A 12800-nucleotide genomic window follows, 5' to 3' on the forward strand; every position below is an offset into this window, starting at 1 on the left:
TCACGTGACTGAATTGAGGAGTTCCATGACTGAGAAAGTGCAGGCGGGGGGAATGGCGGCGGAGTCCGCCGAGCCGACGGGTGCGGAGGCGGCGCGCAATCCCTTGCTGGCCGCGCTGGGCGACCGGGTGCGCAACCTGCGCGCGCAGCGCGGGCTCACGCGCAAGGCGGTGGCGCTGTCGGCCGAGGTGTCGGAGCGGCACCTGGCCAATCTGGAATACGGCACGGGCAACGCGTCGATCTTGGTGCTGCAGCAGGTGGCGACGGCGCTGCACTGTTCGCTGGCCGAGCTGGTCGGCGACGTCACCACCAGCTCGCCCGAGTGGCTCTTGATCCGCGAGCTGCTCGAGCACCGCAGCGAGGCCGACCTGCGGCGCGCGCGCCTGGCGCTGGGCGAGCTGCTGGGCAGCGGCCGCGGCGATGCGGCGCGGCACCGGCGCATCGCGCTGATCGGACTGCGCGGCGCGGGCAAGTCCACGCTCGGGCCGCTGCTGGCGCAGGACCTCGACGTGCCCTTCATCGAGCTGAGCCGCGAGATCGAGACGCTGGCCGGCTGCAGCGTGCGCGAGATCCACGACCTCTACGGCACCAGCGCCTACCGGCGCTACGAGCGGCGCGCGCTCGAGGAGGTGGTGCAGATCCACAGCGAGGTGGTGATCGCCACGCCGGGCGGCATCGTGTCGGACCCGGCCACCTTCAACGAGCTGCTGTCGCACTGCACCACGGTGTGGCTGCGCGCCGCGCCCGAAGAGCACATGGGCCGCGTGGTGGCGCAGGGCGACACCCGCCCGATCGCCGCCAGCAAGGAAGCGATGGACGACCTGCACCGCATCCTCGACGGCCGCGCCGCCTTCTATTCGAAGGCCGACCTGCAGATCGACACCAGCGGCCAGACGCTGGAGCAGAGCTTCAAGGCCCTGCGCGGCAGCGTGCGCGCTGCCATCGCCGCCGCCTCCTGAACCCGGCGCCGGCGGCGCCCCCGTGAAGTTGAAGAAAAACGCAACAGGCATTGACTTGCATGTTCGCATGCATGATGATGCATGTCAGGCGATCGAGAAATGCACTATTTTTCTTGTTCTTTCCTTTCACGGAGACCCGCATGACCCCCACCCCTGACACCGCCCCCCGCGTCGACTACCGCACCGAACCCGCCCAGTACCGGCACTGGAAGCTCTCGGTGCAGGATCAGGTCGCGCAACTCACGCTGGACATCGCCGAGGACGGCGGCATCCGCCCGGGCTACAAGCTCAAGCTCAACAGCTACGACCTGGGGGTCGACATCGAGCTCAACGACGCGCTCAACCGCGTGCGCTTCGAGCACCCGCAGGTTCGCTCGGTGATCGTGACCAGCGGCAAGGACCGGATCTTCTGTTCGGGCGCCAACATCTTCATGCTGGGCGTCTCGAGCCACGCCTGGAAGGTGAACTTCTGCAAGTTCACCAACGAGACCCGCAACGGCATCGAGGACTCGTCGAAGCACTCGGGCCTGAAGTTCCTGGCCGCCGTCAACGGCGCCTGCGCGGGCGGCGGCTACGAGCTGGCCCTGGCCTGCGACGAGATCGTGCTGGTCGACGACCGCTCCTCGGCCGTGTCGCTGCCCGAAGTGCCGCTGCTGGGCGTGCTGCCCGGCACCGGCGGCCTGACCCGCGTGACCGACAAGCGCCATGTGCGCCACGACCTGGCCGACATCTTCTGCACCAGCGTCGAAGGCGTGCGCGGCCAGCGCGCGGTGGACTGGCGCCTGGTCGACGCGATCGCCAAGCCCGCGCAGTTCGGCGCCATGGTGCAGGAACGCGCCGCCAAGCTGGGCGAGGGCGGTCGCCGCGCGGACAAGGGCGCGCAGGGCGTGAAGCTGACGCGCATCGAACGCGAAGAGACGCCCGACGGCCTGCGCTATGCGCACGTGAGCGTCGACATCGACCGGGCCCGCCGCACCGCCACGCTGACGGTCAAGGCGCCCGTGGGTCCGCAACCCGGCGACGTCGCCGCCATCGAGGCCGCGGGCGCCGGCTGGTGGCCGCTGGCCATGGGCCGCCAGCTCGACGACGCGATCCTGCACCTGCGCACCAACGAGCTCGACATCGGCACCTGGCTGCTCAAGACCGAAGGCGACGCGCAGGCCGTGCTCGCCAGCGACGCGACCCTGCTGGCCCACCAGGACCACTGGATGGTGCGCGAAACCCTCGGCGCGCTGCGCCGCACGCTGGCGCGGCTGGACGTGTCCTCGCGCACGCTGTTCGCGCTGGTCGAGCCCGGCTCCTGCTTCGCCGGCACGCTGGCCGAGATCGCCTTCGCCGCCGACCGCACCTACATGCTGGCGCTGCCCGACGATGCCGAGCGCGCACCCCGGCTCACGCTCGGTGAGTTCAACTTCGGCTTCTTCCCGATGGTCAACGACCAGAGCCGGCTGCAGCGCCGCTTTTATGAAGAGAGCGAGCCGCTCGAGGCCGCGCGTGGCGCGGTGGGCCGCGCGCTCGATGCCGACGAGGCGCTGAAGCTGGGCCTGGTCACGGCGGCGCCCGACGACATCGACTGGGAAGACGAGCTGCGCATGGCGATCGAGGAACGCGCCGCGATGTCGCCCGATGCGCTGACCGGCCTGGAAGCCAACCTGCGCTTCGCCAGCAAGGAAAACATGAACACCCGCATCTTCGGCCGGCTCACCGCCTGGCAGAACTGGATCTTCAACCGGCCCAACGCGGTCGGCGCCAAGGGCGCGCTGAAGGTCTACGGCACCGGTGAAAAAGCCGGCTTCGACTTGACCCGCGTCTGACCCTTCGTCCAGAACTCACCAGGAAATCCTCATGAGCACCGTCAACTACAGCGACAAGATCCCGAACAACGTCAACCTCAGCGAAGACCGCACGCTGCAGCGCGCGCTCGAAGGCTGGCAGCCCAACTTCGTCAACTGGTGGGACGACGTCGGCCCCGACGGCTCGACCGGCTACGACGTCTACCTGCGCACCGCCGTCAGCGTCGATCCGCAGGGCTGGGCCCAGTTCGGCCACGTGAAGATGCGCGACTACCGCTGGGGCATCTTCCTGAACCCGGGCGATGCCAACCGCGAGATCCACTTCGGCGACCACAAGGGCGAGAAGGCCTGGCAGGACGTGCCCGGCGAGCACCGCGCCAACCTGCGCCGCATCATCGTGACGCAGGGCGACACCGAGCCCGCCTCGGTGGAGCAGCAGCGCCACCTGGGCCTGACCGCGCCCAGCATGTACGACCTGCGCAACCTCTACCAGATCAACGTGGAGGAAGGCCGCCACCTCTGGGCCATGGTCTACCTGCTGCACAAGCACTTCGGCCGCGACGGCCGCGAGGAAGCCGAGGCGCTGCTGCAGCGCACCTCGGGCGACGTGGACAACCCGCGCATCCTGGGTGCCTTCAACGAGAAGACGCCGGACTGGCTGGCCTTCTTCATGTTCACCTACTTCACCGACCGCGACGGCAAGTTCCAGCTGTCGGCGCTGGCCGAGAGCGCCTTCGACCCGCTGGCCCGCACCACCAAGTTCATGCTGACCGAGGAAGCACACCACATGTTCGTGGGCGAGAGCGGCGTGTCGCGCGTGCTGTCGCGCACCGCGGCCGTGATGAACGAGCTCAAGACCGACGATCCGCAGAAGGTGCGCGCCGCGGGCTGCATCGATCTGGGCACGATCCAGCGCTACCTGAACTTCCACTACAGCGTGACCATCGACCTGTTCGGCGCCGACCAGTCGAGCAACGCCGCGATCTTCTACAGCTCGGGCCTCAAGGGCCGCTACGAGGAAGGCAAGCGGACCGACGACCATGTGCTCAAGGGCCAGACCTACAAGGTGCTGGAGGTCAAGGACGGCCAGCTGGTCGAGAAGGACGTGCCGATGCTCAACGCGCTCAACGAGGTGCTGCGCGACGACTTCATCAAGGACTCGGTGGCCGGCGTGGGCCGCTGGAACAAGGTGCTCGAGAAGGCCGGCATCCCGACCCGCCTGACCGTGCCGCACAAGGCCTTCAACCGCCAGATCGGCGCATTGGCCGGCATCAAGATGTCGCCCGACGGCCGGGTGGTGGGCGAGGTGGAATGGGCCGCGCGCAAGAGCGAATGGCTGCCCACGCCAGAGGACTTCGCCTTCGTCGCCTCGCTCATGGGCCGCGTGACCGAACCCGGCAAGTTCGCCGGCTGGATCGCGCCGCCGGTGATGGGCATCAACCGCCAGCCGGTGGATTTCGAGTACGTGCGTTTCGGTTGATCGGTATTGCTCCTTCCCCCGCTGGGGGAAGGCTGGGATGGGGGCCCGACGGCGCGACCACGACAAGCGCCGCGGCCCCCACCCAACCCTCCCCCGGAAGGGGAGGGCTCTAGGAGAAACAACATGGACATGGCCGTTGAAGCGGGCGTCATCAGGCAGCACCTGATCGACCCCGAGATCTGCATCCGCTGCAATACCTGCGAAGCCACCTGCCCGGTGAACGCGATCACGCACGACGACAACAACTACGTCGTGCGCGCCGATGTCTGCAATGGCTGCATGGCCTGCATCTCGCCGTGCCCCACGGGCTCGATCGACAACTGGCGCACCATGCCGGTGGTGCGCGCATATTCGATCGAGGAGCAGTTCGGCTGGGAGGAACTGCCGCCCGAACTGAGCGCCGACGAACTCGCGGCCGCGGGTGTGGAGGCGGGCGATGCGGTGGCCGAGCCGGCAGCGGCCGAAGCGCCTGCCGCATCGGCCGGCGAGGCGGTGTTCAACTCCGCGAGCTACGGCGCCACCACGCCGCCCTGGTCGGCCGCGCATGCCTACACCAACCTCTATGCGCCCAAGAAGCCGGTGAGCGCGACCGTGACCGGCAACTTCAACTGCACCGAGGCCGGCTTCGAGAGCGAAACGCACCACATCGTGCTCGACTTCGGCGCGCTGCCCTTCCCGGTGCTCGAAGGCCAGTCGATCGGCATCGTGCCGCCGGGCACCGACGCGCTGGGCAAGGCGCATCATCCGCGCCAGTACTCGGTCGCCAGCGCGCGCAACGGCGAGCGGCCCGGCTACAACAACCTCTCGCTGACGGTCAAGCGCGTGGTCGAGGACCACCAGGGCAACGCGGTGCGCGGCATCGCCTCCAACTACATGTGCGACCTGCAGGTGGGCGACACGGTGACGGTGGTCGGGCCTTTCGGCTCCACCTTCCTGATGCCCAACCATCCGAAGTCGCACATCGTGATGATCTGCACCGGCACCGGCAGCGCGCCCATGCGCGCCATGACCGAATGGCGCCGCCGCCTGCGCAAGAGCGGCAAGTTCGAGGGCGGCAGGCTGATGCTGTTCTTCGGCGCGCGCACCCAGCAGGAGCTGCCCTACTTCGGGCCGCTGCAGAGCCTGCCCAAGGACTTCATCGACATCAACCTGGCCTTCTCGCGCCTGCCCGGCCAGCCGCGCTGCTATGTGCAGGACCTGCTGCGCCAGCGCGCCGCCGACCTGGTGCCGCTGCTGCGCGACGGGCTCACCCACGTCTACGTCTGCGGCCTCAAGAGCATGGAAGAGGGCGTGGTGATGGCGCTGCGCGACGTGGCCGAGGAAGCCGGCCTGCCCTGGGAGCCGCTGGCCGCGACGCTCAAGAAAGAGGGGCGGCTGCACCTCGAGACCTACTGAGCGCGATGAAGAACAAAGAAAGGATGGCCCCGTGACGAACATTCGAACGATGCAGGTGGACACCGAGGACTTCCGTGTCGAGCTGGGCGACGACGGCGTGGCCGAGGTCGTGCTCGGCACGCCGGGCACGATGCCGACCACCGGCGTGCGCGGCCACGCGGCGCTGGGCACGCTGTGGCCGCGCCTGGCGGTCGAGCCCGGCGTGCGCAGCGTGCTGGTGCGCAGCGAGGGCAAGGGCTTCTGCGCCGGCGGCCACGTCGAGCTGGTGGCGCAGATGCTGGGCAGCGAGGCCGAACGCATGCGCGTGATGCGCGAGGCGCGGCAGATCGTGCAGGGCATGGTCGACTGCGACCTGCCCATCGTCTCGGCCATCCACGGCGCGGCCGTGGGCGCGGGCGCCGCGCTGGCGCTGCTGGCCGATGTCTCGGTGGCGGCGCGCAGCGCCAAGATCATCGACGGCCACACCAAGATCGGCGTCGCGGCCGGCGACCATGCGGCCATCGTCTGGCCGCTGCTGTGCGGCATGGCCAAGGCCAAGTACCACCTGCTGACCTGCGCGCCGCTGAGCGGCGAGGAGGCCGAGCGCATCGGGCTGGTCAGCCTCTCGGTGCCCGACGACGAACTGCAGGCGCGGGCGCGCCAGATCGCGCTGGAGCTGGCGGCCGGCAGCCCTTCGGCGCTGGCTTTCACCAAGCGCTCGCTCAACCACTGGCTGCGCGCGGCCTGGCCGGCCTTCGAGCATTCGCTGGCGCTGGAGATGATCGGCTTCGCCGGCAGCGATGCGCGCGAGGGCCTGGCGGCACTGAACGAGCGGCGCGCGCCGCGCTTCGGCAGCGCGCCGTGAAGTTCGCCGAGTTCCATGTGGGGCAGGTCATCGAGGCCGGCCCCTACGCACTGGGCGAGGCCGAGCTGCTCCAGTTCGCGCGCGCCTACGATCCGCAGTGGTTCCACACCGATGCGGCCGCCGCGAGCGACGGGCCCTTCGGCGGCCTGATCGCGAGCGGCTGGCACACCTGCGCCATCGCCATGCGGCTCGTCGTCGGTGCCGCGCTGGCCGGTTCCGAATCCTTCGCCTCGCCCGGCCTGCAGTACGTGAAGTGGCCGCAGCCGGTGCGCCCCGGCGACGTGCTGCGGCTGCGCGCGGAAGTGATCGGCGTGCGCGTGTCCGAACGGCGCCCGTCGCTGGGCATCCTCGACTGGCGATGGCAGCTGTTCAACCAGCGCGAACTCTGCGTGCTCGACCTGCAGGCGACCAGCCTGTTCCAACTGCGCGAGGCACGCTGAGCGCCGGTGCGTGCTATGGTCCTTCGGCCACGACCTGACAGATGGCGATACACCCATAACGGAGACAGGCCATGCGAATTTGGCAGAAGGACGTGACGCTGGCGCTGCTCAACGGCAGCCACGGCCAGACCGCGGTCGAGCGGCTGGGCATCGAGTTCTTGGAAGTGGGCGACGATTTCATCCGCGCGCGTGCGCCCGTGGACGCGCGCACGATGTCCCAGGCGGGGACGCTGGATTCCGGCGTGGCCGTGGTGCTGGCCGAGACGCTGGGTTCCTGCGGTGCGCACTACGCGACACCGGACGACCGGCGCGCGGTGGGCCTGAGCATCAGCGCCCACCACTTCAAGCGCCCGTTGACGGGCTGGATCACCGGCGTGACCCGCCCGCTGCAGAACGAGGACGGCGCCCAGGCCTGGACCATCGAGATCAAGGACGACGAGGGCGAGCTCGTCTGCACCTCGCAGATCGTGATGGCCGTGCTCGGCCCGCGTTAGACCAACCTCAGTTCGACTGCAGCAGCGCGATCTCGCGGCGCAGGGCCTCGTTCTCGCGCGTGAGCTCTGCCACGCGCGCGCGCAGCGTCGTCAGCTCGTCGCCGGCATCGGCGTGGCCCTCGGCCGACGCGTCACCACCGGCGTCCGCCGCGGCCGCGTCCTCGCGCGGCTTGCGCTTGTTGGCTTCGCGCACCCGCTTGGCGGCCTGCTTGAGCTCGTCCTTGCCGCCGATGGCGGCAGCGGTCTGCTCCTCGGCCGGCAGGCTGGACACGGCGGCCGCGGCATTGAGCGTGATGGTGCCGGACTTGAGCGCGGCCACCACCTCGGGCGCGGCCTGCTTCTGGATCTTCTCGATCATCACCACCTGGCTGCTGCTCAGGCGCGCGGCCTTGGCGATGGCCTCGCGGCTGTCCAGCGGGGCGGGCGGCGGCGCGTCGTCGACGTCGAAGGGCGGGCCTTCGTCGGCCTCGTTTCCGGCCGGCGGGGGCGGGGCGGCCGCGCGGGCGCGGCGCTCGGCCACGATCTCGCGCTTGCGCAGCGCCAGCACGCCGCGCTGGAAGTCCGAGACGCTGCGGCGGCCCAGGTGCTGGTCGATCATCCAGAGGTGCACGTCCTCGATGGTGCGGAAACGCGGGTTCTGTACCGTCTGGAAGGGCAGGTCGTGCTTCTGGCAGATGCCGTAGCGGTTGTGGCCGTCGACCAGCACATTGCCCCACAGCACCAGCGCGTCGCGGCAGCCCTCGGCCAGCATGCTGCGTTCGAGCGCTTCGTATTCCTCCGGCGTCAGCGGGTCGATGTAGGCTTTGAGTTCTTCGTTGACGACGATGTCCATGGGCACGGGATCCGGGAAATGAGCAGAAGGGCCGGCATTGTAGAGAGGGCCGCCGCGCCCACCGCCCGGGCCGGGTCTTCAGCTCGACAGCGGCATCGGCGTGAGCCGGCTGGCTTCGAGGCCCAGCGCGTCCATCACCCGCATCGCGGCATAGGCGTCGTTGGCGGCGTAGCAGACCTGGCCCTCGCTCAGCTGGCGGGCCGCCCAGTTGGAGGTGGTCTGCTTGCGCGACTTGATGAAGCGCTGGCCGAACACCAGCGCCACCGCGGTCTTCACGCCCACCGAGTTGCGGTAGCCGCGGCGCTTGAACACCGTGTCGAGGTCGACCACGGCCTGCGGGTCGATGCCCAGCGTGTGGCGGATCTGGGTGCGGTCGCCGGCCAGGCCGAAGCCGACCTTGGTCAGTGCGCTCGAGGCCAGCAGGCTGGCCGCGGCGGCGCGGCAGACCGGGTCGTGCAGCTGGAACACCCAGGCCCGGTCGAGCGAGGCGAACTGCACCGTGTGCGGGCCGGTCGAGACCTCGTTCTTCTGAAAGGTCGGCTTGGATTCGGTGTCGAATCCCACCACCCGCAGCGCGCCCAGCGCGGCCAGCGCGTGTTCGGCCTGCAGCGCGGTCGCGACCACGTCGATGTCGCGCATCTCGAGGCCGGCGAAGGGTTCGAGCAGGGCGATCTCGTCGCGTGTGGGCAGGGGTGGCGGCGCGGTGTTCATGGTGCTTTCTTTGTCTTCTTCGCAGGGGTCTTGCGGGGTTTGGCGGGTTTGGGCGCGCCGGCGCGCAGCGCCGCTTCCCAGGCCCGCCGGCCCCACAGGGTGGCGAGTTCGGCGTCGTCGAACAGGTCGGCCGGGGCCTCGCGGTACGACAGCCGGGCCGGCTTGCCCTGCCGCAGGTAGCTGAAGTGTGGCAGCTGCAGCGCATCGAAATGCGGGGCGCTCTGGTCGTCGGCCTTGAGGTAGAGCACGTCGCCCAGCACCAGCGCGATCATGCGCCCGTCGTGGAAGATGCCGTGGCCGCCGAACATGCGGCGCGCCTGGATGCGGCCCAGGCCCTGGAACACCTCGTGCAGGCTGTCGACGAAGGCGGCGGAGGCCATCGCCGCTCAACGCGCGAGCTGCGCGGCGTGGTGCCGCAGGTGGTCGGCCATGAAGCTCTGGATGAAGTAGTAGCCGTGGTCGTAGCCCGCGTGGCGGCGCAGCGTGAGCGGCTGGCCGATGTGTTCGCAGGCGGCCTCGAACAGCTGCGGGTGCAGCTGCTCGGCCAGGAATTTGTCGGCCAGGCCCTGGTCGATCAGGATGCCCGCGGGGTAGGGCGCGACCGGCTGGTTGTCCATCAGCACGGTGGCATCGTGTTCGAGCCAGGCCGAACGGTCGGCGCCGAGGTAGCCGGTGAAGGCCTTCTCGCCCCAGGGGCAGCGCGTGGGCGCGCAGATCGGCGCGAAGGCCGAGAGCGACCTGAACAGCCCCGGGTGGCGCAGCGCCAGCGTGAGCGCGCCATGGCCGCCCATCGAGTGGCCGGACAGGCCGACGCGCTGCAGGTCGAGGCCGCACTGCGCGCCCAGCAGGGGCAGCAGTTCGCCGATCAGGTAGCTCTCCATGCGCCAGTGGGTGGCCCAGGGGGCCTGCGTGGCGTCGAGGTAGAAGCCGGCGCCGACACCGAAGTCCCAGGCCTCGGCCTCGCCCGGCGCGTTGGCGCCGCGCGGGCTGGTGTCGGGCGCGACCAGGGCCAGGCCCAGTTCGGCCGCGAGCCGCTGCGCGCCGGCCTTGACCATGAAGGTCTCCTCGTTGCAGGTCAGGCCCGCGAGGTAGACCAGCGCCGGCACCGGGCCGTCGGCGGCCTGCGGCGGCAGGAAGACCGAGAAGCGCATCGGCAGGCCGATCTCGCGCGAGGCATGTTCGTGGAAGCGCTGCGTGCCGCCGAAGCAGGCGTGCTCGGAGAGGGTCTTCAAGGTGTCGGTCATCGCGCGCCGATCAGTAGTGGACCACCGAGCGGATCGACTTGCCTTCGTGCATCAGGTCGAAGGCCTCGTTGATGCCCGACAACGGCATGGTGTGGGTGACGAAGGGCGCGAGCTGGATGTCGCCCTTCATCGCGTCCTCGACCATGCCCGGCAACTGCGAGCGGCCCTTGACACCGCCGAAGGCCGTGCCCAGCCAGCGCCGGCCGGTCACCAGCTGGAACGGGCGGGTGGAGATCTCCTGGCCCGCGCCGGCCACGCCGATGACCACCGACTGGCCCCAGCCGCGGTGCGCGCATTCGAGCGCGGCGCGCATCACGTTGACGTTGCCGATGCACTCGAAGGAATGGTCGACGCCCCAGGTCGTCATGTCGACGATCACCTGCTGGATCGGCTTGTCGTGGTCCTTGGGGTTCACGCAGTCGGTGGCGCCGAAGGTGCGCGCCAGCTCGAACTTCGAGGGGTTGGTGTCGATGGCGATGATGCGTCCGGCCTTGGCCAGCTTGGCGCCCTGGATCACCGCCAGGCCGATGCCGCCCAGGCCGAACACCGCGACCGAGTCGCCTTCCTGCACCTTGGCGGTGTTCTTCACCGCGCCCAGGCCGGTGGTCACGCCGCAGCCCAGCAGGCAGACCTGCTCGGGGTTGGCGTCGGGGTGGATCTTGGCCAGCGAGACCTCGGCCACCACCGTGTATTCGCTGAAGGTGGAGCAGCCCATGTAGTGGTAGATCGGCTGGCCGTTGTAGCTGAAGCGGGTGGTGCCGTCGGGCATCACGCCCTTGCCCTGCGTGGCGCGCACCGACACGCAGAGGTTGGTCTTGCCGCTCTTGCAGAACAGGCACTCGCCGCATTCGGCGGTGTAGAGCGGGATCACATGGTCGCCGGGCTTGACGCTGGTCACGCCTTCGCCGACCTCGACCACGATGCCCGCGCCTTCATGGCCCAGCACCGCCGGGAACAGGCCTTCGGGGTCGTCGCCGCTGAGCGTGAAGGCGTCGGTGTGGCAGATGCCGGTGTGGGTGATCTTGACCAGCACCTCGCCCTTCTGCGGCGGGGCGACGTCGATTTCGACGATCTGGAGGGGCTGTCCGGCAGCGAAGGCGACGGCGGCACGGGATTTCATGGGCAAGGACTCCTGAAGAAGGGTGGGGATGGGTGGGGGGCGTTCACCGGAGGTAGGTGCGCACCAGCGTGGTCATGTCCTGCACCCGCTGCGCGTGGCGCGGGTCGGCGTCGGAGGGCGGGCCGAATTCCTCGCGGATGTGCGACTCGAGCACCTCGGACATCAGCCCGTTGACGGCGCCACGGATCGCCGCGAGCTGCTGCAGCACGCTGCCGCATTCGGCGCCGGCTTCCAGCGCCCGTTCGAGCGCGTCGGCCTGGCCGCGGATGCGACGCACGCGCAGCACGGCCTTTTTCTTCTCGTCGGGTGAATGGGGCATGCTGCGAGTGTATACCCCCCGGGAGTATGGTTCGTGAGGATTCGCATCGCGCCTGGCCTAAGATGCCAGGCCCCAGCAGCCAGACCTTCCAGATGAAGACCATCCTCGTTCTCAACGGCCCCAACCTCAACCTGCTCGGCACCCGCGAGCCCGCGCAGTACGGCCACGACACCCTGCCCGACGTCGAGCGCCTGTGCGCCGAGGCCGGCACGAAACTTGGCGTGGCCATCGAATGCCGCCAGACCAACCACGAGGGCACGCTGGTCGACTGGCTGCACGAAGCCGGCCGCGAAGTCGCGGCGGGGCGCATGCTCGGCGTGGTGCTCAACGCCGGTGCCTACACCCACACCTCGGTGGCGCTGCACGACGCGATCAAGGGCGCCAGCGTGCCGGTGATCGAGCTGCACATCTCCAACGTGCATGCGCGCGAGGCCTTCCGCCACCACTCCTTCATCTCGCCGGCGGCGCGCGGCATCATCGTCGGGCTGGGCGTCAAGGGCTATGCGCTGGCGATCGAGGCGCTGACCCAGCTATGAGCCTGGCCGAAGGGCTGTTCGCCGACGACGAGGGCGCGCCGCGCTGCCGCTGGTGCGAGGCCACGCCCGCCTACCGGCACTATCACGACCACGAATGGGGCTTCCCGGTCACCGACGACCGGCGGCTGTTCGAGAAGCTGTGCCTGGAGGGCTTCCAAGCCGGGCTCAGCTGGCTCACGATCCTCAACAAGCGCGAGAACTTCCGCCAGGCCTTCGCGAACTTCGAGGCCGAGCAACTGGTGCGCTTCGGCGAGGCCGACGTGGCGCGCCTGCTGGCCGACGCAGGCATCGTGCGGCACCGCGGCAAGATCGAGTCGACGCTGAACAACGCGCGCCGCGTGCTCGAGCTGCGCGAGGAATTCGGCTCGCTGGCCGCCTATGCCTGGGGCTACGAGCCAGAGCCGTCGACGCGGCCGAAGAAGATCACCTTGGCGGCATTGCGCACCTTCACCACCTCGGCCGAATCGATCGCGATGTCCAAGGACCTGAAGAAGCGCGGCTGGAGCTTCGTCGGCCCGACCACCGTCTACGCCTTCATGCAGGCCATGGGCCTGGTCAACGACCACATCGAAGGCTGCGGCGCGCGGGAGCAGGCGCTGCAGGCGCGGCGCGAATTGAAGCGGCCGGCCTGAGC

At 69.5% G+C, this 12800-nt stretch carries 15 protein-coding genes; 9 read left to right on the top strand and 6 right to left on the bottom strand.

Features of this window, described 5'->3' with window-relative positions:
• The first annotated feature begins 25 nt into the window (after positions 1-25).
• The 7 genes from QTI20_RS02515 (at position 26) to QTI20_RS02545 (ending at position 7404) form a co-directional block, all read left to right on the top strand.
• The gene (locus tag QTI20_RS02515; RefSeq protein WP_503011371.1) at positions 26-958 is read left to right on the top strand and encodes a helix-turn-helix transcriptional regulator; all 933 of its coding nucleotides are present in this window, start codon (positions 26-28) and stop codon (positions 956-958) included.
• A gap of 140 nt (positions 959-1098) precedes the next feature.
• Complete coding sequence (gene boxC, locus QTI20_RS02520) at positions 1099-2772, top strand: 2,3-epoxybenzoyl-CoA dihydrolase (RefSeq protein WP_286550481.1); 1674 nt, start codon at positions 1099-1101, stop codon at positions 2770-2772.
• 31 nt (positions 2773-2803) lie between these two features.
• On the top strand, positions 2804-4231 hold the full coding sequence (gene boxB, locus QTI20_RS02525) for a benzoyl-CoA 2,3-epoxidase subunit BoxB (RefSeq protein WP_286550480.1): 1428 nt from the start codon (positions 2804-2806) through the stop codon (positions 4229-4231).
• A 123-nt stretch (positions 4232-4354) separates the two neighbouring features.
• Complete coding sequence (gene boxA / locus QTI20_RS02530) at positions 4355-5626, top strand: benzoyl-CoA 2,3-epoxidase subunit BoxA (RefSeq protein WP_286550479.1); 1272 nt, start codon at positions 4355-4357, stop codon at positions 5624-5626.
• Positions 5627-5675: 49 nt separating this feature from the next.
• On the top strand, positions 5676-6470 hold the full coding sequence (locus QTI20_RS02535) for an enoyl-CoA hydratase/isomerase family protein (RefSeq protein ID WP_286551008.1): 795 nt from the start codon (positions 5676-5678) through the stop codon (positions 6468-6470).
• Positions 6467-6910, top strand: coding sequence for a MaoC family dehydratase (locus QTI20_RS02540; protein WP_286550478.1), 444 nt, complete (start codon positions 6467-6469; stop codon positions 6908-6910). The genes QTI20_RS02535 and QTI20_RS02540 overlap by 4 nt, the downstream gene beginning before the upstream one ends.
• 71 nt (positions 6911-6981) lie before the next feature.
• Positions 6982-7404 (top strand): hotdog fold thioesterase, encoded by a 423-nt coding sequence (locus QTI20_RS02545; protein WP_286550477.1) that lies wholly within the window; start codon positions 6982-6984, stop codon positions 7402-7404.
• A 7-nt stretch (positions 7405-7411) separates the two neighbouring features.
• On the opposite strand, the gene QTI20_RS02550 is transcribed toward QTI20_RS02545, so the two are convergent.
• The 6 genes from QTI20_RS02550 to frmR form a co-directional block, all read right to left on the bottom strand.
• On the bottom strand, positions 7412-8236 hold the full coding sequence (locus QTI20_RS02550; RefSeq protein ID WP_286550476.1) for a ParB N-terminal domain-containing protein: 825 nt from the start codon (positions 8234-8236) through the stop codon (positions 7412-7414).
• A 78-nt stretch (positions 8237-8314) separates the two neighbouring features.
• Positions 8315-8947, bottom strand: coding sequence for a 3'-5' exonuclease (locus tag QTI20_RS02555; protein WP_286550475.1), 633 nt, complete (start codon positions 8945-8947; stop codon positions 8315-8317).
• Positions 8944-9327, bottom strand: coding sequence for a TfoX/Sxy family protein (locus tag QTI20_RS02560; RefSeq protein ID WP_286550474.1), 384 nt, complete (start codon positions 9325-9327; stop codon positions 8944-8946). Before QTI20_RS02560 ends, QTI20_RS02555 begins: the two co-directional genes overlap by 4 nt.
• A gap of 6 nt (positions 9328-9333) precedes the next feature.
• Positions 9334-10191, bottom strand: a complete 858-nt coding sequence (gene fghA, locus QTI20_RS02565) for an S-formylglutathione hydrolase (protein WP_286550473.1) — start codon at positions 10189-10191, stop codon at positions 9334-9336.
• A 10-nt stretch (positions 10192-10201) separates the two neighbouring features.
• A complete protein-coding gene (locus QTI20_RS02570) occupies positions 10202-11311 on the bottom strand; it encodes an S-(hydroxymethyl)glutathione dehydrogenase/class III alcohol dehydrogenase (protein ID WP_183023133.1) in 1110 nt (369 codons plus the stop codon).
• 43 nt (positions 11312-11354) lie between these two features.
• Complete coding sequence (gene frmR, locus QTI20_RS02575) at positions 11355-11630, bottom strand: formaldehyde-responsive transcriptional repressor FrmR (protein ID WP_286550472.1); 276 nt, start codon at positions 11628-11630, stop codon at positions 11355-11357.
• A gap of 92 nt (positions 11631-11722) precedes the next feature.
• On the opposite strand from frmR, the gene aroQ reads away from it, so the two are divergent.
• Together aroQ and QTI20_RS02585 are read left to right on the top strand one after the other, a co-directional pair.
• Entirely contained in the window at positions 11723-12166 is a 444-nt protein-coding gene (aroQ, locus tag QTI20_RS02580) for a type II 3-dehydroquinate dehydratase (RefSeq protein WP_183023135.1), read from the top strand.
• Positions 12163-12798, top strand: a complete 636-nt coding sequence (locus QTI20_RS02585; RefSeq protein ID WP_286550471.1) for a DNA-3-methyladenine glycosylase I — start codon at positions 12163-12165, stop codon at positions 12796-12798. The genes aroQ and QTI20_RS02585 overlap by 4 nt, the downstream gene beginning before the upstream one ends.
• Positions 12799-12800 lie beyond the last annotated feature (2 nt).

Source organism: Variovorax sp. J2P1-31 (genome assembly GCF_030317215.1).
GTDB lineage: Bacteria > Pseudomonadota > Gammaproteobacteria > Burkholderiales > Burkholderiaceae_C > Variovorax.